Below are 24,222 nucleotides of genomic sequence, written 5' to 3'. Positions count from 1 at the left end.
AAATCTATTAACAAGTACATTATTTTTTTAAGGTTTTATTACGAAAATATAACGCAAACGATTGCGGGAACGTTTGTTTTTTATATTTTTATAAAATTAATACTATATTTTGATGAAAAAAGAAGTTACAACACTAAAAAAGATGGCTCAACTGCTTGATATTTCTACCTCTACAGTATCTAGAGCTTTAAATAATCACCCAGATATTAGTGAAGAAACCACAAAAAAGGTAAAAAACCTTGCAAAAAAGTTACATTATATGCCCAATATTTTTGCGAAGGGTTTTAGACAACATAAAACAAATATTATTGGCGTTATTGTGCCAAATATTCTTTCTTACTTTATATCAACAATTTTAAAAGAAATATTATTGCAAGCAGAAATTAAGGGATATAGAATAATTATTTCTGAAACGAATAATGATGTAAAAAAAGAAAAAGAAATGCTACATACGATGCTTCAATTTGGGGTTGATGGTATTCTTATGTCATTATCAAAAAATACGGTTGATGTTGATCCTATATTATATGCGTTAAATCAGAAACCTTTAATTCTTTTTGATAAAGTTTCTGCAAAAGTTCCTTGTACTCAAATAATTATTAATGGTGAAGAGGCTGCTTTCAATGCAGTTGAACACCTTATTAATATAGGTAAAAAAAGAATTGCTATTCTTAAAGAATTTGAACAATCGTATAATTCTGAAAAAATATTTCAGGGATATTTAAGAGCTTTAAAGACCAACAATATTGCTATAGATGAAAAATTAATTTTAAGCACGCATGATATTTCCCTTAAAAAAGGCAGAAGACTTACAAGTCAATTAATTAGTTTACAGGAAAAACCAGACGCTATTTTTTCTATTACTGATACAGCTGCAATTGGTGCCATACAAACGCTACATAAATTTAATATCAAAATACCTGAAGAAATTGCTGTTGTAGGTTTTAGTAATTCTTTAAATTCTACAATTATTCAGCCAAAACTAACAACTGTAGATCAGCCAGGAAATAGAATTGGAGAAATTGCTGTTAATTATCTCATAAAGGAAATTGAAAACCCTAAAGAATATTTAGCTAGCAAAACCATAGAAATTAAAACCAATTTAATTATTAGAGAATCTACTTTAATTTCTATTTAACGCTCTTACTACGCCTAAATTTGTGGTTGAAACTGTAAGAAAACTAATCCCACAGTAATTAAAAGAGAAATAACTAAAGGTTTCCAAACTTGCTTCTTTTATATTCTAAGTCCGTTCCTAAATGTTTGTTCCAAAAAAATTCAATTAGAATTGCATAACCAATAAGATTGAATATTAAAGTGATAAAAAACATTTTAGGAAGATAATTTAAAAGGATAATTGAAAATAAGGTGTACACGTTTCCAAAAACAAGAACCAGAATTCCTGCTTTTGGTTTGTTCATTTCTTTTAAATTTCGCATTAATAAAACCGCCCCAAATATTGTGGTGAAAAATATCGTAAAACCTTGAACCGCTTTTTGTGAATATAAAACAGGCAACACCAATTCTTCGAAAGGACTTTCGTTTTTTTCTTGCGTTTCTTTTGTACTGGCAACTTTAGTTACTTGAACTACTTTTTCTGGATCTTGATAAAGAATTTCCGTTTTTTCAATTAAACTTCTATTTTCCAATTCCCAAATTACAGCCTGCACAGCTTCTTCTGTATACTTACTTTTTTCGTTAAAAATTGTTTCTAACGCCTCGTTAGATATTTTACTCATTTTTGCGGTAAAACTATTTGTTCTCATTTCTTTTCTTTGCTTTACGCAGTAACTTCTATCAGCTTATTTCTATAAGCGGTTAATAATTTCGATTTTGAGATAAAACCTATGTATTTCTCTTCTTTTATAACAGGTAAATTCCAAGCACCACTCTCTTTAAACTTCTTCATGATGTCGGTCATTTTATCCTTACCTATCACTATTATTTCTGGCGGATTTTGCATTACATCTCTTGCAAATAGAGTTTTATATAAAGCTTGATCAAACATTACCGGTCTTAAATCGTCTAATAAAATAATACCAATTAGTTTTTCACTTTCTTTATTAAGTACAGGGAAAATGTTTCTATTAGATTTTACGACCGCATTTTTTATCATATTTTCTAAATTCATATCTGAATAAACAGGTACAAAATTATTTTCTATAACTTTATCAATATCCATTAAAGTTAACACTGCGTGGTCTTTATTGTGTGTTATTAATTCTCCTTTTCTACCCAGTTGCATTGCATACACAGAATACGGATGTACATATTTTGCAATAGAATATGAAATTGTGGAAGTTAGCATTAAGGGTATAAAAAGTTCATAACCACCTGTAAGTTCAGCGATTAAAAATATTGCAGTTAATGGTGCATGTAAAACTCCTGCCATTAAACCAGCCATTCCTACCAGTGTAAAATTACTTTCGGACACATTAGAGAATCCCGTTGTATTAATTATTTTGGCAACACAATTTCCCATAACACTTCCCATAAAAAGTGTTGGCGCAAAAATACCACCAACTCCTCCTGCTCCAAAAGTAAAAGCGCTTGCTATAATTTTAAAGAAAACTAAGCCAAATAACAACAAAATTACAATCCATACATTTGATAAATCTAATTGCATAAAATTATTTCTCAATGCTTCCTCGTGGTTTCCCACAAGAAGATTATTTATTACCTCAAAACCTTCACCATATAGCGGCGGAATGAAATAAACGAGAATACCTAAACCAATTCCACCTACTAAAAGACGTTTTATTGGCGAACTCATTTTATCAAAAAATTTCTGAATTCTATCATAAACTTCCGTAAAATAAATGGACACTAAACCACCAATAATTCCTAAAAATATAAAATATAAAATATCGTTTATTTTAAATGGATCTTCTATTACAAATGGTAGCAAAACATCCGAACCAAAGAAGAAACGAGAAGTAATAATTGCGGATAATGAGGCTAAAAGTAATGGCAACATCGAAGCAATTGTTAAGTCTAAACTAAAGACTTCTATCGCAAAAATAATAGCTGCAATTGGCGCTTTAAATATTGATGAAAGTGCACCAGCAGCAGCACAACCAATTAATAAAGTTCTAGTCGTTTGATTTAAATGAAACCACCTTGCAATATTAGAACTAATTGCTGCACCCGTTGCAACGGTTGGACCTTCTAACCCAACAGAACCTCCAAAACCAACTGTTATTGGAGCTGTTAAAATAGACGCAAACATTTGGTAACGCTTCATAATTCCTTTTCTTTTTGAAATAGCAAAAAGTGTGGAAGGAATACCATGACTTACTTTATTTCTAATAACATATTTTATGACAAAATACACGAGTGTTAAACCAATAATTGGAAATAAAAAGTAAAATGCATGGTGATAATCTCTCACGACATTTCCTTCTAAAAGATGTTGAAAAAAGTGCGTTACGTTTTTTAAAATTACAGCACCAAAACCGGCTAAGAAGCCAACTAGGATGCTTAAAATATAAATAAATTGTCTTTCAGAGATGTGCTTATATCTCCAAATTAATATTTTTTTGAATATGTTTTTTGTTGTTGGCACTTGTTGTAATTGTAATAAATATTTATAAAATTATTCTTGATGTATTTTATACTTTAATAAGTATAATCTAAATAGATAATTAATGCATCGGTAAAATTAATACAAAAACACTTAAAAATACCTGTTTTCTAGAATGGTTTGTCTTTAATTTTAATGTCTTTTACATTAATAAAAAATGATTTTTGTGGTCTTTTTTTAAATTAACAATATTTTAAAATCAGAAAAAAAATAATTTCACGCCTTATGATTAGAGATTTAAACAGTTAAAAAAGTAAGCTACTCTATTTTTTCTCTTGATTATTTATATCTCTTAACAAACTCAAAGCAAAATATACAACTATAACTCCGCCAAGAATAATACAAACTCACATAAAAAGTGAAGTTTCTCAAAAAGGAGTTTTCTTTATTGGTTCTTTACCATTTTTAATTTTTCAAAAATTAGAGACAGAAACAAAAAATCCCGCTAAAAGCGGGATTTAAAATTTTATGATTTAATATCTAGTTTCAAACTTAATTCTTTTAGTTGATCATCATCAATAAACGCTGGCGCGTCAATCATTACATCTCGACCTGAATTATTTTTCGGAAACGCAATAAAATCACGAATTGTTTCTTGTCCGCCTAAAATAGCAACCAATCTATCTAGACCAAAAGCCAAACCTCCGTGAGGTGGCGCACCATATTCAAAAGCATCCATTAAGAAACCAAATTGTGCTCTGGCATCTTCATCAGAAAAACCTAAATGGCGCAACATGGTAGCTTGCATTTTTTTATCGTGAATTCTTATAGAACCTCCACCAATTTCATTTCCGTTTAAAACCAAATCGTATGCATTTGCCTTTACAGCTCCAGGATCTGTGTCTAACATTTCTAATTGCCCTGGTTTTGGAGATGTAAAAGGGTGATGCATTGCATGATAATGCCCAGTTTCTTCATCTAATTCTAACAACGGGAAATCAATTACCCAAAGTGGCGCAAATACTTTTGGATCTCTCAATCCTAAACGTGCTGCTAATTCCATTCTTAAAGCAGATAGTTGTGCTCTTACTTTATTAGTTACACCAGATAAAATACAGATTAAATCGCCCGCTTTTGCATCCGTTTTTTCTGCCCATTTTGCCAAGTCTTCTTGATCATAAAATTTATCAACAGAAGATTTAAAAGTTCCGTCTTCGTTAACTCTGCAATAAACCATGCCTAAAGCACCAACTTGTGGTCTTCGAACCCAGTCAATTAATTTATCAATTTCTTTTCTTGTGTATGCATTTCCTCCAGGAACTGCAATGCCAACCACCAATTCTGCGCTGTTAAAAACACCAAAATCTTTGTGTTGTGCCACTTCATTTAACTCGCCAAACTCCATCCCAAAACGGATGTCTGGTTTGTCATTTCCGTAGATTCGCATTGCATCGTCATATAACATTCTTGGAAATTTATCCACCTCAACATTATTAACTTCTTTCAATAAGTGACGCGTTAATCCTTCAAAAACATTTAAAATATCTTCTTGCTCAACAAACGCCATTTCACAGTCAATTTGTGTAAATTCTGGCTGTCTGTCTGCGCGTAAATCTTCGTCTCTAAAGCATTTTACAATCTGAAAATATTTATCCATTCCGCCAACCATCAAGAGTTGCTTAAATGTTTGCGGAGATTGTGGTAATGCGTAAAACTGACCTTCGTTCATTCTACTTGGAACCACAAAATCTCTTGCGCCCTCTGGTGTAGATTTTATTAAATATGGTGTTTCAACCTCTATAAATTCTTGATCAGACAAGTATTTACGAACTTCCATAGCTACTTTATGACGAAAAATTAAACTGTTTTTTACAGGATTTCTTCTAATGTCTAAATATCTATATTTCATTCTGATGTCTTCTCCGCCATCAGTTTTATCTTCAATTGTAAAAGGGGGTGTCATTGATGCGTTTAAAATTTCTAATTTAGAAACCAACACTTCCACGTCTCCAGTAACCATTTTATCATTCTTAGATTCACGATCAATTACAGTTCCCGTAATCTGAATCACAAATTCTCTTCCTAACGATTTCACTTTTTCCATCATTTCTTTTGGCGTGCGTTCTTCATCAAAAATAAGTTGCGTAATTCCGTATCTGTCACGTAAATCTACCCAAACCATAAACCCTTTGTCACGAGATTTCTGAACCCAACCCGCTAAGGTTACTTCTGTATTTATATGCGATGCTCTTACCTCGCCACAAGAATGACTTCTATACATTTCTTTTCTTTTAATGAACAGCAAAATTAAACAATTTCATTAGAAAAAACCTTTTTTGGGCGTTCATTTCTAAAGAGAAATGCCCCGCTTTTCGCACTCGCTTTTTTTAAACAAAAAAGAGCTCAAACAATTGCTGCAATCGGTAACGCAAAATCCGTACAATTCTTTGTAAATTTGCTTTATGACTGTTATTAATCTTCAAGAGAAATTCAAGTTGTTTTCCGATCATTGGTCTCCAAAAAAAATAGGCGAATTAAACGGACAGCAAATATTATTAGCAAAACTAAAAGGTGAGTTTCTATTTCATAAACACGAAAATGAAGATGAATTATTTATGGTAATGAAAGGTAGTTTAGATATTGAATTGAGAGATAAAACAGTCACTTTAAATAAAGGTGAATTTTATATTGTACCAAAAGGAGTAGAACATAAACCTATTGCAAAAGAGGAAGTTCATGTTTTATTATTTGAACCTTTAAGCATTAAGCACACAGGAGATATAATTGCTGATATTACTGTTGAAACTTACGAATCAATTTAACAATGAACAATTATCATTTATCAATATTACAGCACGCTGATAACTGATAACTGATAACTGATAACTGATAACTGAAATAAAATGAGTAAATTATATTTAGTTCCTACACCAATAGGTAATTTGGAAGATATGACTTTTAGAGCGATTCGTGTTTTAAAAGAGGTAGATTTTATTTTAGCAGAAGACACACGTACTAGCGGAAAACTCTTAAAACATTTTGAGATTGGCACACAAATGCACAGTCATCATATGCATAATGAGCATAAATCTGTAAAAGGTATTGTACAAAGAATACAAAACGGTGAAACCTGCGCATTAATTTCTGATGCCGGAACTCCTGCAATTTCAGATCCTGGTTTTTTACTAACAAGAGCGTGTGTAGAAAATAATATTGAAGTAGATTGTTTACCTGGCGCAACTGCCTTTGTCCCTGCTTTGGTAAATTCTGGCTTGCCAAATGATAAATTTGTTTTTGAAGGCTTTTTACCTGTTAAAAAAGGAAGGCAAACTCGTTTTTTGCTTTTATCCGAGGAAAACAGAACCATGATTTTTTATGAATCTCCGCATAAACTACTAAAAACTTTGGCACATTTTGTAGAATATTTTGGCGCTGACAGACAAGTTTCTGTGTCAAGAGAACTCACAAAAATGTTTGAAGAAACCATTAGAGGAACCGCAACTGAAGTTTTAGCCCATTATACGATTAAACCACCTAAAGGAGAAATTGTTATTATTGTTGAGGGGAAGAAATAGCTATTGGTTATTACAAAATAAATATTACTCTTCTAAAAGACCTCAAAGTTTTTGAAAATCTGTGAGGTCTGAATTTTTTTATGTTATTAAATTTACTTTTTATTTTTCTTCTTTTTGGTAATAATAATTACTCCATTTAGTGCATTATATTCTTTTAAGGCTTTTTCTCCTTTTACAACATCCACACTTTCAATGTTTTCTGGCAGTAAATTCCCTAAAACTTCCTGAGTGGTTATTTCACCATCTATTATTATCATTGGTTTATTTTTTGAAACTAAATTTTTATTTGCAACAATATGTAGTTCGGGAGCTATAATTTCTTCTGTAATTTTAGTTTTAATTAAAATAACACCATTTGGTTCATTATACATTTTTGCCGCATTTTCATGATTTAAAACAGACATCGATTGTATTTTGGTTTGATCAATCAATTCTATTGGAAAATCGAATTTCTTACCATCTACATAAATAACTGGCTTTTCACCCTCTTTAACTTTTACGTATAATTTTTCTTCTTTCGTAGTTTTTTTTATTTCTACTTTCTGCGCTTGCATTGTTACTACAAATGATAGTAGTACAATAATTGAAAATGCTGATTTTTTCATTTTTAAAATATTTAATTGTTTAATTTATTTATTACTGGTGTACACGATGACTAAATCGGTTTCTAAAATTATAGTATGATTTATTTCTTTTAATGATTCATCTGCAAACATACTTTTAGCTTCATTTAATAATGCCAATTTTTCATTATAAGTCATTTTATTGGGCTCAAAATTCCAAAAATAAAGAGAGAAAATAAGCAAAATTGAAGCAGCCGCAGAATAAATACCAATTCGGAATTTATTGTTCTTAACACTTTTTTCATCAAAAGATTCCCACAGTTCCTCATTCAAATTCTCTGGAGTCTTTATTTGATTGTTCTTTATAAATTGAGACAAATTTGCTATTTCTGACCGAGTTTCATTTACCGAATTAAAAAGTTCTTTTTCTTCACTTAATGAAGTTTCTCCTTTTTTATATTTTTCAATTAGATTTTTAATAGTTTCCTCTTTCATACTTGTATTTTATTTCTAATTCTTCGCTTATCTGTTTTCTTGCTCTAGACAATAACACTCTAACATGTTCTATCTTAATCTCCATTGCTGTGGCTATTTCTGTAAACTCATAACCATCCAAATCACGCATTACAAAAATTTCTCTCTGCTGTTTACTTAACTTATTCAAAACTTTATTGATAATTAAATTCAATTCTTCCCATTCTAATTGAGATTCTTCTTTATCAAAACTAGAAACACTTAAATGTGTTGAAATATCATCAACAAAAATTCTTTTTTTTCTTAATAAATCAATACAATAATTACGCGCTGTTAAAAACACAAAACCTTTTATATTTGGGTGGTTATCTAATTGTTTTCTTTTTTCCCAAAGTTTTATCATTATTTCTTGAATAGCATCTTCTGCTTTCGTTTTATCACCCAATAAACGAGCTACCAATGGAAATAATCGTTCTGATAGTGAAAAGACAGTAACTTTAAAATATTCTTTGTTCATTCTATTTATAGAACGCAAAATAGCATTCATTTATAACAGTAAAATCGTTGTATTTTTTAAAAGATTCAAAATCATACTAATTACCTACGGTAATAATAAACTATATTTTTTCTGTTTTTGATTTTCAAAAATCATTATGATTCTCCAACAATTCAAAATCAAACTAAAAGCAACTCCAATAGGAATTAATTTTTCAGAAACGATGCAAGTAATTGCTGACAATTACAATTTTACTCCAACGACTTTTACAAATGGAAAATTTATATTTTCAATATTAATAAACCCAATAAATAAAATTATTAATATTGCACTTTCTTAGAAAGAATAATAAAATCGCTTAAACATGAATTTAAAATCAATAATCTTTACATCTTATTTGTTATTAGCCCTGTTTTTAAGTAGTTCTTTAGCTGCCCAAGACAAAAAAATTAGGGTTTTGTTTGTGGGTAATAGTTTTACTTATTATAATAATTTACCGCAAGTAGTTTCTGCCATGGCAAAATCTCAAGACGTAATTATAGAAACAAAGCATTCTACTGTTGGCGGTTCTAGTTTAGAAAATCATTGGAAAAGTGAAAGAGGAACACAAACTCGCATCATGATTGAATTAGAAAAATGGGATTATGTCGTTTTTAACAATCATAGTTTGAGTGCCATTAATACCCCAGAAAAATTTCTAGATTATAGTAAAAAATTTGCTGATTTGGTGAGAACAAAAGGAGCTGAACCCATTTTTATGATGACGTGGGCTTATAAATCGAATCCTTTAATGTTGCCGGAAATCGAAAAATTGCATAAAAACCTTTCTGAACAAACAAATTCAAATTTTATTCCCGGCGGACCACTTTTTGCGAGCTCAATTAAATACAGACCTGATATAGAATTATTCCATGACGATATTCATCCTTCTTCAAACGGAACCTATCTTTTAGGGTTGGCTTTTTATAAGTATTTTACAGGAAAAAGCGTTTCAACGATTCCTGGAAATATATCGACTTTAGATACAAATGGCCAAATTTTGTATTTAATTTTCATGAAAGATAACGATGTGCCATTTTTACAACAATTAGTAAATGAATATGCTTTTAAAACCTTAGAACCAAAAATCGAAAAAATTATAGAACCTAAATCCATTATGACCATTCAACAATTCAAAGCCAAACTAAAAACAACTCCGTCAGCAATTACGTTCGCAGAAACCATGCAAGTAATTGACGATAATTACAACTTTACACCAACAGCTTTTAAAAATGGTAACTTTAAAAATAAAGTTGGCGAAAATTCAGGCTCTTGTAAATTATTTTCATTTGCCATTCTGCATAAATTAACAAAAGCAGAAACGTTGCTTTGCTTTGGCGAAAATTATAGAACTGTTTTAAATGACGAAAAAGGAACTTCTCATTATAATATTCGAAATTTTATGAAAACTGGCTTTAAGGGTTTATCTTTTGAAAATGAAGCCTTAAGTATAAAAAAATAAAAAATTTTAATGGTTTTTACTCATAAACAGTTTATTTGAACGTATCTGCGACCAAAAAAAATTAAAAAATAATACAATGCTAAAAAAATCGATTATTCTGTTATTGATTGCAACCTTTTTTATCAATTGTAAAAACCAGAAACCTTTAGAGCTAAATTCTACCAATTATGCTGATATTATCAATCAAGAGTTTACTGGTGATTTAGCTTTTGAAACGACTTCTTTTGTAGAAAAATATTGGCGAGTTGTTGGGAATATCGGTTTTAATAAAACAATTTATAAAATTGCCGAAGAACTAGAAAAAGCAGGTTATATTTTAGAAGAAAATGCCACTGAAAAAGACATACTAACGTATAGAATAGAAAAGCGATCACTTCAAAAACCAACTTGGGAATCTGTAAATGCAAGGGTCCTAATTGAAGGGGAAATTGAGTCCTTATTGCAACATAGCACCAACAGAAATATGATTGCTTTAAATTCTTACAGCACTCCAAAAGAAGGAATCACAGCAGAAGTTGTCTATATTGACGACGTACAAAAACTTTCTACGATGGATGTAAAAGGCAAAATTGTCTTTGCAGAAACCAGTCCGTATCAAATTTTTAAAGCGGCAATTGTTGATGGAAAAGCAGCAGGAATTATAACCTACGACAATCCTGCTTATTTACAACCAGAAAAAAATACAACCTCTATTCAATTTCGCTCAATTCCTTTAGATTCTGTAACCAAACCTTGGGCAATTGCACTTTCTTATCAGGCTAAAGAAAGATTAAAAAGAGCATTAAAATATAAAAAAGTAGCATTAAAAGTGATGGTTGAAACGAATATTTATCCATCCGAAGAACTTACAATTATTGCGGATATTAAAGGAAGTGAAAATCCAAAAGAACGCTTGGTTTTTAGCGCTCACATTCAAGAACCTGGCGCAAATGACAACGCAACAGGCGTTGGAGTTGCGCTTGAAATGGCAACTTTAACAGCAAAATTTAGCAAGCGAAAAGAATATCAACCAAAAAGAACTTTAACTTTTTTATGGGGTGATGAAATTATTTCTACTAGAAGGTATGTGCAAGAAGATTCTCTAAGAGTAAAAAATATTAAATGGGGAATTTCTTTGGACATGGTTGGTGAAAATACTGAGAAAACTGGCGGAACTTTCTTAATAGAAAAAATGCCAGATCCAAGTGCAATTTGGACACGTGGAAGCGATAAACATACAGAATGGGGCGGTTCTAAAATGAGTTTAGACCAGATGAAACCTCATTATTTAAACGATTTTTTAATTGACAAATTCAAAGCACAGGGCAAAAGAACCAATTGGATTGTGAGCACAAACCCGTTTGAAGGCGGAAGTGATCACGTGCCTTTTTTAAGAGAAAATATACCAAGTGTTTTATTTTGGCATTTTACAGATCAGTTTTATCATACAGACAACGACAGAATTGACAAAGTATCAAAAAGTACTTTAAAAAATGTAGGAACAACGGCGTTAATTGCTGCTTATACCTTATTAAATGCCGATGAAAATACTGCAAAATCAGTTTTATCAGATTTAGAAAAAGCGGCTGTAGTTCGTTTAAATGAAGAATTAAAACAAAGCAAAATTGCACTTAATAACGGAGATTCTTTAGCTACCCAAATAGAAATTATTGAAGCTTGGAAAGACTGGTATCAAAAATCTTTTGCAACCACTAAAGATTTGGTTTCTGATGAGAAAACAATCCGTAAAGAAATAGAAAAATCACAAAAATTAATTGATTCCATTACAAGTGAAATCGAAAAAACACTAAAGCAATAGTTTTAGCATTTTGTCATCTATCTTTTGATTCATTATATTGAAAAACTTGCTTCTTTCAAAAGAAGCTTCTCCAGAAAGACTGGTAGAAAATTCTATTTGCCTTTTTATATATTCCTCTATTTGATTTGTAGTATTTTTATCAATAACTTTAAAATACGTTAAATTTGTATACGGCACAAATACTTTTTTTCGGTATGCGATTTCATAAATACTGTATTTAAAAGAGAAGTTATATTATTATGATACAAATGAAAACTATTTTTATTTATAGTTCTCTTTTTATTTTTTGAATCCTCCTCTATTAATTTCAAAGAATCTTTTAGACCATTCGCAATTAAAGACGGTTCTTCTTTTGTGGTAAGGCCAACTTCATGAAAAAATTGAATTTGATTTAAAATATTGTCTATGGTAGAATCATTCCAAACCTCTACCAATGCAATTTTTTTATACTGATTTAAAAAAGCTTCATACTTTTCTCAAAGAATAGCAGACGGCCTAAATTTAGAAAAAGGAATCTTTTTTTGCGCTGGATCTTTACTTAGTGTATTTACAAATACATAGAGTCTAAAGCTCTTTAACAGTCGGCTATCAAAATGATAAAAAGGGTACTCTTTTGCCCAATTAATTATTTGTCCGTTTTTAGAACTATAAACCTTTTGAGCCTCGGTTGTTCCTTATTTAAAAAATAATTTTAGAGCGTTGTTTGATAAAATTGGGTGTGTTTTTTCTACAATTATTCTTTCCTCATCCAATTCTTTATCAATAAAGACCTTCTTTAAGTTAAAATTAAAGTCCCTAGAAAGTTTTAAACCTTCATTTAAATTAAGGATGTTTCTCCTTTTATTCTTCTATAAGCGGCATCGTCGCTAATGTCCAAAATATCTGCAATTTCGTCTGCAAAAGAAACGTTTTCTGAAGCCCTTGCTTTTAAATAATTAAATAGTTTTTTTTCCGCTACATTCATCGCTTCAATATTTTACTTAAAAATTACAAAAATTAAATATACTCCTTTGCAAATTACATTTGTAAAACTACACCTTTTTTTATGTTTGCATTACCAAACTATTTAGGTTGGGAGACCTAATAGAAAAAATAACCTTCTCATTAAAAAGACAAGGTTATTTTAGCTCTAAATTTAGTATTTAGAACCATTGTGTTTACCAACTTCAAAACCATGTTTTCCTAAAAACTGATTACCACTTTCAATGGCATCTTCTTCCAAAGTTGTGCCCATCGAGTCATTCCATCTATTTAAATATCCAAAGAGTGAAATTACACCTAACATTTCTACAATTTCTCCTTCATCCCAATATTTATATAACTCCTCCTTAATTTTTGCATTAACTGCATTTGGTACCATTGAAGCTGCTAAAGAAAAATCTAAAGCGGCTCTTTCTGCTTCAGAAAATGCTGCATGCGTGCTAAATTCCCAAATATTATTTAATTGTTCTTGTTCTGCGCCATAACGTTCGGCGGCTCTAATTGCGTGCGCTTGGCAATACCTGCAACCAGTTGCGTTGCTAGAAACCCATGCAATCATTCTTTTTAATGCGGAAGTAACGCGTCCTTCATTTGCCATTACTGCTTTATTTAGGTTGATAAAAGCCTTAGAAATGGCTGGTCTGCGTTGCATTGTTAGAACCGAATTAGGACAAAAACCCAATGTTTCATTAAAAAATTCTGCTAGCTTTTTTGTTTCTAAATCGTGTTCTGATGAAAGAGGAGTTACTAATGGCATTATCTTATTTTTATGAATTATTTTTATAACTTCACCATAAATATAACTCTAAAAAATGAAAATTAAACTACATTCTTTTAATCTTGAGCTAAAACACACTTTTACAATTTCTAGAGAGTCTCATGATTTTCAAGAAACATTAATTGTTGAGTTAAATTCTGACGGGTTTTCTGGCTTTGGTGAAGCCACTTCAAATCCTTATTACAATAGTACTACTGATAAAATGATTGCTGTTATCTCAAAAAACAAAGCTTTTATAGCATCATTATCCACAGAAAAACCTACCGAATTTTGGAGAAAATTACAACCCCTTTTTAAAGATGACATGTTTGCTTTATGTGCTTTAGACATTGCTTTTAATGATCTATATGCACGCAAACAAAACAAAAAATTATATGAAGTTTGGGATTTAAAAATTGATAGAAATCCGATGACAGATTACACGATTGGTATTGATTCTGTTGAAAAAATGGTTGCTAAAATGAAAGAACTTCCTTGGCCGATTTATAAAATAAAATTAGGCACAAAAGATGATATAAAAATAGTAACAGCATTAAGAAAACACTCAGACGCTATTTTTAGAATTGATGCAAATTGTGGTTGGACCGCAGAGGAAGCTATTGAGAATTCTTTTAAACTAAAAGAACTTGGCGTCGAATTTTTAGAACAACCTTTAAAAGCAGATGACATAGAAGGTGCTAAAAAATTATATACAAACGCTGCACTGCCAATTATTGCTGATGAAAGCTGTATTGTAGAGAGTGATGTAGAAAAATGTGTTGGATTATTTCATGGTGTAAATGTAAAACTTACAAAGTGCGGTGGTGTAACTCCTGGTAAAAGAATGTTAGAAAATGCAAGAAGGTTAGGCTTAAAAACAATGGTGGGTTGCATGACAGAATCTACTGTTGGTATTTCTGCTATTGCTCATTTATTGCCTTTATTAGATTATGTAGATATGGACGGAAGCTTGTTACTAAAAACCGATATAGCAGCAGGAATTACCATAAATAATGGTGTGATTTCTTATGCTGATGAAAACGGAACTGGCGTAAACTTACTTTAAAGATGCAGTTAGATAAAGCCCCAAATACTGCTGTTCTTATAAGCGATATTGAGCATTTATATTTTAGCGGAACTTCTTATTTGGGAGTTGCTGTATTGCCCGAATTTCAAGAAATTATTTTTAAAAATATTAAAAATTGGGGAACTTCTTATGGCAGTTCTAGAAATGCAAACCTTAAATTAAATGTATACAAAAGAGGAGAAGATTTTTTGTCTACTTTTATAAATAATGAAGATTGCACAACAGTTTCTTCTGGAACTATTGCTGGGCAATTTGCAATTTCTACGTTAGAGAAAATTGTTGATGCTTTCTATTTTATGCCAAAAACACATCCAGCAATTTTAGCCAAAAATGCACTTCCTGTTTTCGAAGAAAATGATTTAAATTCTTTATTAATTAATCAAAAAAAAGAAACCATTTGTATTGTTGTTGATGCAATTGCTGCTTTAGAAACCAAGCCTTATAATTTTAATTTTTTACAAGAAATCTCATCCCAAAAAAAAGTATTTCTTTTGGTTGATGAATCTCATAGTTTTGGTATTTTAGGTGAAAATGGAAACGGAATTTCAGCTACAATCAACATTCAAAATAATATAGAAATTGTAACTGTTTCTTCGCTTACAAAAGCGTTCGGAATTAACGGTGGCGTTATTTCTGGTACAAATAAATTTATCAATTTAATTAGAGAAAATCCACTTTTTGTTGGAAGTTCTGGTATGAATCCTGCTTTTTTAGAAAGCTTCTTAGACGGTCAAGATTTATACAAAAATCAACAAAAAAAGTTGCAAGAAAATTGCACTTATGTATATGAAAACTTGAAATATTTAGACAAAATAAATATCTCTAAGAACTATCCTGTTTTTTTATAAATGATGAAAACATTGCCGATTATTTATTGACAAAAAAAATAGTAATTACCAGTTTTTATTATCCAACCTCATCAAAAAAAATTAATAGAATTGTGTTGAACGCCAATCACACTAAAGAACAATTAGATATTTTAATTGAACATCTACTTTCTTATTAAACTAAAATTTCCTGTCTTTTCAATAGAATACCCATTAAGATCTGTTAAAATAGTTTTAAACCAATACTCATTAGATATTGATTTTCCGTTATACGAATGACATTCCAACCATCAGAATTTTTATCAATCGTATAAATTAATTTCCAAAATCGGTCGTAAATATATACCTCAGAAATTGTATTGAAATTTTTATCATATCCTTCTATTTTCCAAATATCATTATCAGCATCAGCATTCGGCGTAAAAAACTTTGGATATTCTAAAACAGATTAAATCGTTAACAGTAGATGTTATAACTGGCCTTTTATTTACAGTTACGATTACTGGCGTTCTTTGTAAAGTTTTACATCCGTTTAAAGAAACTGTTGCTTAAAAGGAGGTGTTTCCTGTTAAAACATTTGTTGTATACGAAGCTCCTGTTGCTAATTGCATGCCTCCTGTAGAAGCATTAAACCATAAAATTTCTCCCTCGCTTATGCTTTTTGTTGCAGTAATGGTTACCAATCCAGATTCGCAGGCAGTGGCATTTGTTGTATCATTTATATCCGTAATTGAAAAATCTGTAATAATTTTCATAGCATTTCCTAAACAAAAAGCTTGCCTTCTTTCTGCTGTAATAGATGGCGGACTTTGTGAATACAAAAACGTACTCAAAATCAATAAAACAAAAACTACTATTTTATTTTTAAACTTTAGAGATTTCTTGTTTTTAATCATTAACTTATGTGTGTTTTCTTACTTTTGTAATAAAGCACAATTTAATACTTCAATATTTAATAAATTATGGATAAAAATATAATAACAACAGTTTGGACAGGTAAATCACATTTTGAAACGGATAATCCTAGCGGATCTAAATTGACAATGTTTGATAAATCTCAAGATAATGGAGATACTGTTGGCTTTGCACCGAAAGCTTTAATGCTCTCTTCTTTAGCCGGTTGCTCTGGATTAGACGTTGTTTCATTGTTGGAAAAAATGCGCGCAGAAGTTGCTGATTTCAAAGTTGAAGTTACGGCCGAATTAACAGACGAACACCCTAGGTTTTATAACAAAGTAAAGGTTGATTATCATTTTACAGACAGTAATTTACAGTCAGAAAAAATTCAAAAAGCGGTAAACTTATCAGTCACAAAATATTGCGGAGTCATAGAAATGTTTCGACAATTTGCTGAAGTAGAAATAGAAATTCATTTGCATACAATTTAAAAATTGCCAATAAACCTCAAAATATTGCTATGAGATGGACGTTAAAGTCAAAACCAGAAAAAGAAAAGATTGATACATTAGCTAAAGAATTGCAAGTTAATAAAACAATTGCAGCGATTCTTTGTCAACGAAATATTGAAACCTTTAAGGATGCTAAAAAGTTTTTCCGTCCTAGTTTAAAAAACATTCATGATCCTTTTTTAATGAAAGATATGGATGTTGCCGTTGCAAGAATAGAAACTGCAATTTCGAATAACGAAAATATTTTAGTTTTTGGTGATTATGATGTTGACGGAACAACTGCTGTTTCTTTAGTTTCCTCTTATTTAAAAACAATTTATCCAAATATTGCAACCTATATTCCTGATCGTTACTCAGAAGGTTATGGCGTTTCTTATATGGGAATTGATTTTGCACATGACAATGATTTTTCTTTAATTATTGCCTTAGACTGTGGTATCAAAGCCATCGAAAAAGTGGCGTATGCATCAGAAAAAAATATCGATTTTATTATTTGCGATCATCATAAACCTGGGCCAGAAATTCCAAAGGCGGTTGCTGTTTTAAACGCAAAAAGAGAAGATTGTAACTACCCTTTTGATGAATTATGTGGTTGCGGCGTTGGCTTTAAATTGATTCAGGCTTTAGGTGTTTCTAGAAATCAAACTATTGATCATTTTGTGCCTTATTTAGATTTAGTTGCCACTGCGATTGCTGCAGATATTGTACCTATGAACGGCGAAAATAGAATTTTGGCTTATCATGGCTTGAAAGTCATCAATGAAAGACCTAGAAACGGAATTAAAGCAATCATCCATCAAGTTAAAAAAACAGTACTAACGATTACCGATGTTGTTTTTATAATAGCGCCAAGAATAAATGCTGCAGGGAGAATGAAACATGGTAATTATGCTGTTGAATTATTAACAGAAATGGATTTAGATTCGGCAATAGAATTTGCAGCCGCAATCGAAATTTTTAATGCGGATAGAAAGGAATTAGATAAAAGAATTACGGATGAAGCCATTATTCAAATTATTGATAATGAAGAAGAGCAAGGTTTCTCTACCGTTGTTTTTCAAGAAGATTGGCATAAAGGAGTTATCGGAATTGTAGCTTCTAGATTGATAGAAAAGTACTACAGACCAACTTTAGTATTTACAAAAAGTGGCGATAAATTAGCAGCTTCTGCCCGCTCTGTAAAAGGTTTTGATGTTTATAATGCGCTAGAAGAATGTACTGAATTTATAGAGCAATTTGGCGGACATAAATATGCTGCCGGATTAACATTGTTACCCGAGAATTACGAAAATTTTAAAAAAAAGTTTGAGGAGGTTGTCGCAAAAACAATTGATAAAGCGTTCTTAACTCCCGAAATTTCTATTGATGCAGAAATTGATTTATCAGAAATTACACCTAAATTTTTTCGAATCATTCAGCAAATGGCCCCTTTTGGCCCCATGAATATGAAACCCACTTTTACGTCTACTTGTGTTCGAGATAATGGATATGGCAAACAGGTTGGTGCAGACAAAACGCATTTAAAACTAACTATTTTTCAAGGTGATAATCAAAAAACCTACAACGCTATTGGTTTTAATTTAGGCGATAAAATAGACTTTGTTCAAAATGATTTTGATATTGTCTATGCTTTGGATGAAAACGAATGGAATGGCTATAAAACGGTGCAATTGTTGTTGAAAGATTTGAAATAGATAAAATCCTTAATTTAATTTAAATCTCTACTTACAAAATAATGCTGATTTTTAAAGAAATGACAAGCTTCTTAAAAACCTAATTCTCCATAGACAACAAAACCATTCTTAACTCCATAAAAGTAAATGATTTATCTACTTTTTCTTTGAGTTCTGTTAGCGTTTTAAACTCGGTTTCTTCTATTGCTTTTATAATTTTTTATACTTTTTAATGTCTACCAACTCTAAAATATCGACATCTCCAGAAGGAATATAACTTGCTAAATGACTTGAAATAGTTCCCGAGGTTAAGCTTCTTTCTTTGGCAATTTCCTTTAGAGAAAGTCCCGATTTAAACAACTCAAAAGAAATCTGTTTTGTTGGTTTTTTGTCCTCCTTTTTTTGCTCGTTGAACTTGTTAATTCCGTTTTTTGAGCAATAGGTTTCTATAGCTTCCAAAATTTGTTCTCCATATTTGGAAACACGTGTTTTTCCTAATCCTTCAATTTTTAAAAGCTCATTTTCACTTCTTGGCAAAGCGTCACAAATTGCATATAAGGTTATTTGTGTAAAAATTTGAAAATGCGGAATACCCAAAGATTTAGAAATTTCATCTCGCAATTCACGTAATTTTAATGCTAAAATTGGGTCGCGTTTCGTAGAAAGCGTTTTCTTTTTGGTTGGTTCTGTTTTTTGCAAAACGGCATTTGCACGCACTTTTAAATAGTCTTGAACTTTAAACCCTTTCGTCATGCTTTTGAGCGCAAACACTTTTTCGTTTAAGAGTTCTTGAAAATTATCATATTGCTTTGTAAAATCGCTTTTTACCGTTTTATTATCCGAAGAAAAAGAAATTTTAGAAAATGGTTGTACCGAATTTTTAATAGTTTCTGACAAAAAATAATCAACCGCTTTTATAAATCGTTCTTGAATAACTGAATTATTTTCTGGCAAGATACCATCTTCAGAAATTACATTTAACTGATTTTTGAATCCATTAGAAACCCTCATTAACGCAGCAACTCCATCATCTTTAATTGTTTGTAAATACTCAATAACTTCTCCTTTTATACTTGTTTGATTTTTGTAATAAATATCAACCAATCTTGTTATTGGATATAAAAATGGCTGATAATCTAATAATTCTGAAATTAAATTAAGCTGAAATTGTATTTCCGATGCGTTTAAAATTCGCTCATCCGGATGATTTTCTTCTACCGTTTCATTGAAAGAACTCACCGTTCTGTCATTAATAATTGCGTTGCTGGTAATTGGTGTTTTTAAAACCAATCCATCCAAAGAAGTACATCTACTTAAAGCTACATAAGTTTGTCCGTGTGCAAACGAAGCTTCTGCATCAATAATAGCTTTTTCAAAGGTTAAACCCTGACTTTTATGAATGGTAATTGCCCAAGCCAAACGTAAAGGAATCTGAGAAAACGAACCTGTAATATCTTCTTTTATCTCTTTCGTGTCATCGTTAATGGAATAATTTATATTCTCCCAAGTTTCTCTTTCTGTAACAATTTCATCAATTTCGTTGGCACACTGTACCGTAACATTTTGTTTAGAAATGTCTGTAACGATTCCTATTTTTCCGTTGAAATATCTTTTTTCTTGTGACGAATCATTTTTAATAAACATTACTTGCGCACCAACTTTTAATTCTAATTTTTCGTCATTAGGAAACGAATTTTCATTGAATTTCCCAGAAATCTCAGCATTAAAAAAATGACTCTTTGTTTTGAGCTTATTCAACTCAGAGCTGTTCATTAAATTAGCTCTATTATTATGAGTTGTTAATGTGATATACCCATCTTCTTTGGTTGGCGAAAAAGTAGGATTATAATTTTTATTTAAAATTTCAGCAGATTCTTCGGATAGCGTATTGGTTCTAATTTCATTTAATATTTTGATAAAATCTTCATTTTTCTGACGATAAATATGCTTTAATTCTATAGAAACCACATTGGCTTCTTGATAGGCTTTTGAGCTAAAAAAATAAACCGTATGATAATGCTGCTGTAACAAACTCCATTCGTTCGGTTTTACAACGGGCGCTAATTGTTGCAAATCTCCAATCATTAAAATTTGCGCGCCACCAAACACTTTATTTCTGTTTTTATAACGACGCAGTACTTGATCTATGCCGTCTAATAAATCTGCACGCACCATAGAAATTTCATCAATAATTACTAAATCTAACGATTTAATAATATCAATTTTTGTCTTTGAAAACTTACGTTGCGCATTCGAAGTATTTGCAATTTGGTTGGGTAAAATAGGTCCGAAAGGCATTTGAAAAAAAGAGTGAATCGTAACTCCTTTTGCGTTAATTGCCGCAACACCAGTTGGCGCAACAATAACCATTCTTTTTAAAGATTCCTTTTTAATTTGATGTAAAAAAGTTGTTTTTCCTGTACCTGCTTTTCCTGTGATAAAAAGATTCCTGTCTGTTTTTTCAATAAAGTTTAAGGCAAGTTCTAACTCAGGATTTGTTTGCATTGTATCTTTTTGCTGCAAGGTAAACAATCATAAATAACTTCATAAAAAATAGCACTAAAAATGAGTAAAGTTATTTAATATTTGTCTGTTTTACTAAATCTATAGCTGTCAGACTGCTGTCGTATGTGTGTCATATCCCTTACCTATTGGCTGCATCGCAATAGAAAAGTGAATCCGTATCTTTGTCCAATAAATAATATGGAAAAAGTATGAACCCGACAACTATAAATTTAAGAGACCTCAAAGAAATGAGATTGCAACGCCATTGGTCACAAGAGCAATTAGCAGAAATGAGCGGATTAAGTATCAGAACTATTCAACGGATTGAAAATGGCGAAAATGCAGGTTTAGAATCTTTAAAATCTTTAGCAGCTGTTTTTGAAATAGATATTATTGATTCCGATAAAAAGAAAGAAATAGCACAAATTAGAAAGGAAGAAGCATACATTCAAAATATAAAAGGATTTTATAAACTTCTTGCCATCGCAATTTTAAGTTTAATAGCTCCTGTTATCCTTGCAATTAATGATGCCTCAAATTGGGGTGTCTTTTTCTGGCTACTCCTTTCTTGGATCGTAATCATAGGAGTTTATTCTCTAAATATTTTTGATTTCCTTGGAGATGAGTGGAAACAAAAGTTAATTAACAAGAGATTCAAAAAAGAGTAACAAAAAACCAGGGAAAATTTCAGCATTTAGATACCTCTAAAGCAAAATGCTGATTTAGACTGCAATCAAACTTCTATCAATCTGTAAATTTATTCGACGCTCTGAAAAGTAAGTACTTGAGATTACTCCTATTTATTTACTTCTATAAATTTTATAATTTCTTTGTAATTTTTATTCCATGGAAGAATAAACTGACTCATCATTGGTACGTGTTTTTTATTCAAAAAATTGATCTTCACATTTGGTTGAAAAGTTTTCAATTTCTGAACAAAATCTTTGTTCTGTGAAATAATTGAAGGATAGGTTTTAGTACCAGTAATCATAAAAATTGGAGGTGTTTTTTCTGATAAAAAATAAATAGGTGAAGCATCTTTCCAATTTTCTGGATTTTTTGTCCAAGTTACATCGTAATTACGATTTTTAGTTGGCGGATATTTTTCTAAAAAAGAATTCATATCTAATCCTGCCGCATCATTCAAAATTATGCCTTTTATCAAATTAGTGTTTTCTAAATATTTAGGATTTGTGCCAACCAAAGCAATTAAATGACCACCTGCAGAATGCCCCATTAAAAATATTTGATTGGGGTTTCCGTTGTGTTTTTCAATATTTTCATACGTCCACTTTATTACTGCAGCAACTTCTTTCGCCATGGTATCGTAACTTCCATCCGGACTTAAAGTATAATTAGCAATAACCGTTACAATGCCTTTTTTAGCAAAATTACGACCTAAAAATCCATAGATATTTTTATTCCCTTCGTTCCAAGAACCACCGTGAATAAAAATTACAACAGGGTTATTTTTAGATTTTCGAGTTTTAAAAACATTCAATTCAGGAAAAGATTCTACCAAAGCTTTTGAACTTTTAAGATACGAAATATCACTTATTTTTTTTGACGCACAACTGGTTAGTAATAAGGTGCTACTGAAAAGTATTAGAATTTTAAAAATATTCATTTTCGAGACTATTTTATTAATTTCATAAAAGGTTACAAGATATCTAAATAATTTTCTTCATCCATTTAAAATACTTAAAAGGCACATATTTTAAGGGTAAATCGATCCAAGTTGGCGTATTTACCACTGCTCTTTTATGGCTAAAAGCTAAAAAACTTTCGTGACCATGATAAGTTCCCATTCCGCTGTTACCCACTCCTCCAAAAGGTAAATTATCATTGGTTATATGCATTAAAGTATCATTAATACAAGCGCCGCCAGAAGTAGTTTTTGATAAAACTTCTTTCACATTTTTGTTTTTTCCGAAATAATAAAAAGCCAACGGTTTCTCGTTCTTATTAATATAATTGATCGGTTCATCGATATGATTAAAAGTCATTACTGGTAAAATAGGTCCAAATATTTCTTCTTGCATTATCAGAAAATCAGGAGTAACCTCATCTATAATTGTTGGTGTAATAAACCTTTCTTTTACATCAACATCTCCACCAGTATGTATTTTCCCTTCTTTTAATAAAGTACGTAATCTATAAGTTGCTTTCTCATTAACTATCCGCGGATAAAAACGACTTTGTTTTATATCATCACCATACATTAATTTTATATTCTCAGCAATTTTGTTTAATAACTCCTCTTTAATAGACTGATGCGCAAAAAGATAATCTGGAGCAATACAAGTTTGCCCTGCATTGATCAATTTACCCCAAGCAATTCGTTTTGCTGCTATATCAATATTGGCATCAGCATCTACTATACATGGACTTTTCCCTCCTAATTCTAACACCACAGGCGTTAAATTTTCGGCAGCCGCTCTCATTACTACTTTACCAACTTTAGAACTTCCTGTAAAGAAAATAAGATCAAAACGCTGCGCGAATAATAGAGTATTTGTTTCTCGTCCGCCTTGAACCACGCTAATGTAATCTGAATCGAAATTTTCTGAAATCATATTTTCCAATACCTTCGCAACATTAGGTGTGTCTGGTGATGGCTTTAAAACACAGCAACATCCTGATGAAATAGAACCTACCAACGAATTAATTAACAACTGAAACGGATAATTCCACGGAGCAACGATTAATGCAACTCCTAACGGTTCGAAAAGTACTTTACTAGATGACGGAAACAAATGAATTGGTGTTGCTACCTTCTTTGGTAAAACCCACTTTTTTAAGTGTTTTAGGTGATTATCAATTTCCCCGAGAACGATACTAATTTCGGTTAAATACGCTTCTTCAGGTGATTTATGCAAATCTTCCCACAAGGCATTCTCTATTTTTTCTTGATATTCAAGAATTGCTTTTTTTAATTTATGAAGCTGAGTTAATCTAAAAGAAAACCCTTTTGTTTTTTGTGTTAAAAAAAAAGTACGATGATTCGCTATATTTTTAATAATTAAATCTTCTTTTGTATCTTTCATTAATCT

The 24,222-nt window shown here is 30.9% G+C and carries 26 protein-coding genes; 12 read left to right on the top strand and 14 right to left on the bottom strand.

The window, feature by feature from the left end; genetic code table 11:
- Positions 1 to 112 precede the first annotated feature (112 nt).
- Positions 113 to 1,138, top strand: a complete 1,026-nt coding sequence (locus BST83_RS17850; RefSeq protein ID WP_104811103.1) for a LacI family DNA-binding transcriptional regulator — start codon at positions 113 to 115, stop codon at positions 1,136 to 1,138.
- Positions 1,139 to 1,211: 73 nt separating this feature from the next.
- Here the strand turns inward: BST83_RS17850 and BST83_RS17845 are convergent, their stop codons facing one another.
- From BST83_RS17845 to aspS, 3 genes are all read right to left on the bottom strand, one after another.
- Positions 1,212 to 1,739 (bottom strand): hypothetical protein, encoded by a 528-nt coding sequence (locus BST83_RS17845; protein ID WP_240614856.1) that lies wholly within the window; start codon positions 1,737 to 1,739, stop codon positions 1,212 to 1,214.
- A gap of 41 nt (positions 1,740 to 1,780) precedes the next feature.
- On the bottom strand, positions 1,781 to 3,565 hold the full coding sequence (locus BST83_RS17840) for a chloride channel protein (RefSeq protein WP_104811102.1): 1,785 nt from the start codon (positions 3,563 to 3,565) through the stop codon (positions 1,781 to 1,783).
- 484 nt (positions 3,566 to 4,049) lie between these two features.
- Positions 4,050 to 5,804, bottom strand: a complete 1,755-nt coding sequence (gene aspS, locus BST83_RS17835) for an aspartate--tRNA ligase (RefSeq protein WP_104811101.1) — start codon at positions 5,802 to 5,804, stop codon at positions 4,050 to 4,052.
- Between the two features lie 181 nt (positions 5,805 to 5,985).
- On the opposite strand from aspS, the gene BST83_RS17830 reads away from it, so the two are divergent.
- Positions 5,986 to 6,345 carry a cupin domain-containing protein gene (locus BST83_RS17830; protein WP_104811100.1) on the top strand — a complete coding sequence of 120 codons (360 nt, stop codon included), beginning with the start codon at positions 5,986 to 5,988 and terminating at the stop codon, positions 6,343 to 6,345.
- Between the two features lie 81 nt (positions 6,346 to 6,426).
- A complete protein-coding gene (gene rsmI, locus BST83_RS17825; RefSeq protein ID WP_104811099.1) occupies positions 6,427 to 7,098 on the top strand; it encodes a 16S rRNA (cytidine(1402)-2'-O)-methyltransferase in 672 nt (223 codons plus the stop codon).
- Positions 7,099 to 7,190: 92 nt separating this feature from the next.
- Here rsmI and BST83_RS17820 read toward each other — a convergent pair whose 3' ends face one another.
- The 3 genes from BST83_RS17820 to BST83_RS17810 are packed head-to-tail and all read right to left on the bottom strand — an operon-like array spanning position 7,191 to position 8,652.
- Entirely contained in the window at positions 7,191 to 7,703 is a 513-nt protein-coding gene (locus BST83_RS17820; protein WP_104811098.1) for a hypothetical protein, read from the bottom strand.
- 24 nt (positions 7,704 to 7,727) lie between these two features.
- Positions 7,728 to 8,156 (bottom strand): hypothetical protein, encoded by a 429-nt coding sequence (locus tag BST83_RS17815; protein ID WP_104811097.1) that lies wholly within the window; start codon positions 8,154 to 8,156, stop codon positions 7,728 to 7,730.
- Complete coding sequence (locus BST83_RS17810; RefSeq protein ID WP_104811358.1) at positions 8,137 to 8,652, bottom strand: GFO_1088 family ECF-type sigma factor; 516 nt, start codon at positions 8,650 to 8,652, stop codon at positions 8,137 to 8,139. Before BST83_RS17810 ends, BST83_RS17815 begins: the two co-directional genes overlap by 20 nt.
- 136 nt (positions 8,653 to 8,788) lie before the next feature.
- On the opposite strand from BST83_RS17810, the gene BST83_RS17805 reads away from it, so the two are divergent.
- The 3 genes from BST83_RS17805 (at position 8,789) to BST83_RS17790 (ending at position 11,930) form a co-directional block, all read left to right on the top strand.
- Positions 8,789 to 8,971 carry a HopJ type III effector protein gene (locus BST83_RS17805; protein WP_104811096.1) on the top strand — a complete coding sequence of 61 codons (183 nt, stop codon included), beginning with the start codon at positions 8,789 to 8,791 and terminating at the stop codon, positions 8,969 to 8,971.
- A 24-nt stretch (positions 8,972 to 8,995) separates the two neighbouring features.
- Positions 8,996 to 10,132 carry a HopJ type III effector protein gene (locus BST83_RS21605; RefSeq protein WP_367889206.1) on the top strand — a complete coding sequence of 379 codons (1,137 nt, stop codon included), beginning with the start codon at positions 8,996 to 8,998 and terminating at the stop codon, positions 10,130 to 10,132.
- Positions 10,133 to 10,208: 76 nt separating this feature from the next.
- A complete protein-coding gene (locus tag BST83_RS17790) occupies positions 10,209 to 11,930 on the top strand; it encodes a M28 family peptidase (RefSeq protein ID WP_104811095.1) in 1,722 nt (573 codons plus the stop codon).
- A 158-nt stretch (positions 11,931 to 12,088) separates the two neighbouring features.
- Here the strand turns inward: BST83_RS17790 and BST83_RS17780 are convergent, their stop codons facing one another.
- The 3 genes from BST83_RS17780 to BST83_RS17775 form a co-directional block, all read right to left on the bottom strand.
- Positions 12,089 to 12,364, bottom strand: a complete 276-nt coding sequence (locus BST83_RS17780) for a hypothetical protein (RefSeq protein WP_104811093.1) — start codon at positions 12,362 to 12,364, stop codon at positions 12,089 to 12,091.
- Positions 12,365 to 12,747: 383 nt separating this feature from the next.
- The gene (locus tag BST83_RS19995; RefSeq protein ID WP_170062821.1) at positions 12,748 to 12,894 is read right to left on the bottom strand and encodes a hypothetical protein; all 147 of its coding nucleotides are present in this window, start codon (positions 12,892 to 12,894) and stop codon (positions 12,748 to 12,750) included.
- 171 nt (positions 12,895 to 13,065) lie between these two features.
- The gene (locus BST83_RS17775) at positions 13,066 to 13,668 is read right to left on the bottom strand and encodes a carboxymuconolactone decarboxylase family protein (RefSeq protein WP_104811092.1); all 603 of its coding nucleotides are present in this window, start codon (positions 13,666 to 13,668) and stop codon (positions 13,066 to 13,068) included.
- A 55-nt stretch (positions 13,669 to 13,723) separates the two neighbouring features.
- Here BST83_RS17775 and BST83_RS17770 point away from each other — a divergent pair, with 55 nt between their 5' ends.
- Positions 13,724 to 14,734, top strand: coding sequence for a dipeptide epimerase (locus BST83_RS17770; protein ID WP_104811091.1), 1,011 nt, complete (start codon positions 13,724 to 13,726; stop codon positions 14,732 to 14,734).
- A 2-nt stretch (positions 14,735 to 14,736) separates the two neighbouring features.
- Positions 14,737 to 15,603: an aminotransferase class I/II-fold pyridoxal phosphate-dependent enzyme gene (locus BST83_RS17765; RefSeq protein ID WP_104811090.1), complete on the top strand. Its 867-nt coding sequence runs from the start codon at positions 14,737 to 14,739 to the stop codon at positions 15,601 to 15,603.
- Positions 15,604 to 15,805: 202 nt separating this feature from the next.
- Here BST83_RS17765 and BST83_RS21600 read toward each other — a convergent pair whose 3' ends face one another.
- Positions 15,806 to 15,967 (bottom strand): T9SS type B sorting domain-containing protein, encoded by a 162-nt coding sequence (locus tag BST83_RS21600; protein WP_367889211.1) that lies wholly within the window; start codon positions 15,965 to 15,967, stop codon positions 15,806 to 15,808.
- A 44-nt stretch (positions 15,968 to 16,011) separates the two neighbouring features.
- Here BST83_RS21600 and BST83_RS21205 point away from each other — a divergent pair, with 44 nt between their 5' ends.
- Positions 16,012 to 16,134, top strand: coding sequence for a hypothetical protein (locus BST83_RS21205; protein ID WP_302849504.1), 123 nt, complete (start codon positions 16,012 to 16,014; stop codon positions 16,132 to 16,134).
- On the opposite strand, the gene BST83_RS17755 is transcribed toward BST83_RS21205, so the two are convergent.
- A complete protein-coding gene (locus BST83_RS17755) occupies positions 16,131 to 16,478 on the bottom strand; it encodes an immunoglobulin domain-containing protein (RefSeq protein ID WP_104811089.1) in 348 nt (115 codons plus the stop codon). The genes BST83_RS21205 and BST83_RS17755 overlap by 4 nt on opposite strands.
- Positions 16,479 to 16,544: 66 nt before the next feature.
- Here BST83_RS17755 and BST83_RS17750 point away from each other — a divergent pair, with 66 nt between their 5' ends.
- Together BST83_RS17750 and recJ are read left to right on the top strand one after the other, a co-directional pair.
- Entirely contained in the window at positions 16,545 to 16,970 is a 426-nt protein-coding gene (locus BST83_RS17750; protein ID WP_104811088.1) for an OsmC family protein, read from the top strand.
- 29 nt (positions 16,971 to 16,999) lie between these two features.
- Positions 17,000 to 18,685 (top strand): single-stranded-DNA-specific exonuclease RecJ, encoded by a 1,686-nt coding sequence (gene recJ, locus BST83_RS17745; RefSeq protein WP_104811087.1) that lies wholly within the window; start codon positions 17,000 to 17,002, stop codon positions 18,683 to 18,685.
- A 189-nt stretch (positions 18,686 to 18,874) separates the two neighbouring features.
- Here recJ and BST83_RS17740 read toward each other — a convergent pair whose 3' ends face one another.
- Positions 18,875 to 21,169 (bottom strand): HRDC domain-containing protein, encoded by a 2,295-nt coding sequence (locus tag BST83_RS17740; protein ID WP_367889205.1) that lies wholly within the window; start codon positions 21,167 to 21,169, stop codon positions 18,875 to 18,877.
- A 209-nt stretch (positions 21,170 to 21,378) separates the two neighbouring features.
- Here BST83_RS17740 and BST83_RS17735 point away from each other — a divergent pair, with 209 nt between their 5' ends.
- Positions 21,379 to 21,837 carry a helix-turn-helix domain-containing protein gene (locus BST83_RS17735; protein ID WP_104811086.1) on the top strand — a complete coding sequence of 153 codons (459 nt, stop codon included), beginning with the start codon at positions 21,379 to 21,381 and terminating at the stop codon, positions 21,835 to 21,837.
- Between the two features lie 128 nt (positions 21,838 to 21,965).
- Here BST83_RS17735 and BST83_RS17730 read toward each other — a convergent pair whose 3' ends face one another.
- Positions 21,966 to 22,796, bottom strand: coding sequence for an alpha/beta hydrolase (locus BST83_RS17730; protein ID WP_104811085.1), 831 nt, complete (start codon positions 22,794 to 22,796; stop codon positions 21,966 to 21,968).
- A gap of 43 nt (positions 22,797 to 22,839) precedes the next feature.
- On the bottom strand, positions 22,840 to 24,216 hold the full coding sequence (locus BST83_RS17725; RefSeq protein ID WP_104811355.1) for an aldehyde dehydrogenase: 1,377 nt from the start codon (positions 24,214 to 24,216) through the stop codon (positions 22,840 to 22,842).
- Positions 24,217 to 24,222 lie beyond the last annotated feature (6 nt).

Origin of the sequence: Polaribacter filamentus (assembly GCF_002943715.1) — a bacterium.
In the GTDB taxonomy this organism is placed as follows: domain Bacteria; phylum Bacteroidota; class Bacteroidia; order Flavobacteriales; family Flavobacteriaceae; genus Polaribacter; species Polaribacter filamentus.
Note: the sequence above shows the minus strand (reverse complement) of the source record. Positions and strands in the feature narration are given on the sequence as shown.

What these genes read in the sequence shown, in the direction of transcription:
- BST83_RS17850 (WP_104811103.1), top strand. Translation starts at nt 113, where the DNA reads ATGAAAAAAGAAGTTACAACACTAAAAAAGATGGCTCAACTGCTTGAT.
- BST83_RS17845 (WP_240614856.1), bottom strand. Translation starts at nt 1,739, where the DNA reads ATGAGTAAAATATCTAACGAGGCGTTAGAAACAATTTTTAACGAAAAA.
- aspS (WP_104811101.1), bottom strand. Translation starts at nt 5,804, where the DNA reads ATGTATAGAAGTCATTCTTGTGGCGAGGTAAGAGCATCGCATATAAAT.
- BST83_RS17830 (WP_104811100.1), top strand. Translation starts at nt 5,986, where the DNA reads ATGACTGTTATTAATCTTCAAGAGAAATTCAAGTTGTTTTCCGATCAT.
- rsmI (WP_104811099.1), top strand. Translation starts at nt 6,427, where the DNA reads ATGAGTAAATTATATTTAGTTCCTACACCAATAGGTAATTTGGAAGAT.
- BST83_RS17820 (WP_104811098.1), bottom strand. Translation starts at nt 7,703, where the DNA reads ATGAAAAAATCAGCATTTTCAATTATTGTACTACTATCATTTGTAGTA.
- BST83_RS17815 (WP_104811097.1), bottom strand. Translation starts at nt 8,156, where the DNA reads ATGAAAGAGGAAACTATTAAAAATCTAATTGAAAAATATAAAAAAGGA.
- BST83_RS17810 (WP_104811358.1), bottom strand. Translation starts at nt 8,652, where the DNA reads ATGAACAAAGAATATTTTAAAGTTACTGTCTTTTCACTATCAGAACGA.
- BST83_RS17805 (WP_104811096.1), top strand. Translation starts at nt 8,789, where the DNA reads ATGATTCTCCAACAATTCAAAATCAAACTAAAAGCAACTCCAATAGGA.
- BST83_RS21605 (WP_367889206.1), top strand. Translation starts at nt 8,996, where the DNA reads ATGAATTTAAAATCAATAATCTTTACATCTTATTTGTTATTAGCCCTG.
- BST83_RS17790 (WP_104811095.1), top strand. Translation starts at nt 10,209, where the DNA reads ATGCTAAAAAAATCGATTATTCTGTTATTGATTGCAACCTTTTTTATC.
- BST83_RS19995 (WP_170062821.1), bottom strand. Translation starts at nt 12,894, where the DNA reads ATGAATGTAGCGGAAAAAAAACTATTTAATTATTTAAAAGCAAGGGCT.
- BST83_RS17775 (WP_104811092.1), bottom strand. Translation starts at nt 13,668, where the DNA reads ATGCCATTAGTAACTCCTCTTTCATCAGAACACGATTTAGAAACAAAA.
- BST83_RS17770 (WP_104811091.1), top strand. Translation starts at nt 13,724, where the DNA reads ATGAAAATTAAACTACATTCTTTTAATCTTGAGCTAAAACACACTTTT.
- BST83_RS17765 (WP_104811090.1), top strand. Translation starts at nt 14,737, where the DNA reads ATGCAGTTAGATAAAGCCCCAAATACTGCTGTTCTTATAAGCGATATT.
- BST83_RS17755 (WP_104811089.1), bottom strand. Translation starts at nt 16,478, where the DNA reads ATGATTAAAAACAAGAAATCTCTAAAGTTTAAAAATAAAATAGTAGTT.
- BST83_RS17750 (WP_104811088.1), top strand. Translation starts at nt 16,545, where the DNA reads ATGGATAAAAATATAATAACAACAGTTTGGACAGGTAAATCACATTTT.
- recJ (WP_104811087.1), top strand. Translation starts at nt 17,000, where the DNA reads ATGAGATGGACGTTAAAGTCAAAACCAGAAAAAGAAAAGATTGATACA.
- BST83_RS17740 (WP_367889205.1), bottom strand. Translation starts at nt 21,169, where the DNA reads ATGCAAACAAATCCTGAGTTAGAACTTGCCTTAAACTTTATTGAAAAA.
- BST83_RS17735 (WP_104811086.1), top strand. Translation starts at nt 21,379, where the DNA reads ATGAACCCGACAACTATAAATTTAAGAGACCTCAAAGAAATGAGATTG.
- BST83_RS17730 (WP_104811085.1), bottom strand. Translation starts at nt 22,796, where the DNA reads ATGAATATTTTTAAAATTCTAATACTTTTCAGTAGCACCTTATTACTA.
- BST83_RS17725 (WP_104811355.1), bottom strand. Translation starts at nt 24,216, where the DNA reads ATGAAAGATACAAAAGAAGATTTAATTATTAAAAATATAGCGAATCAT.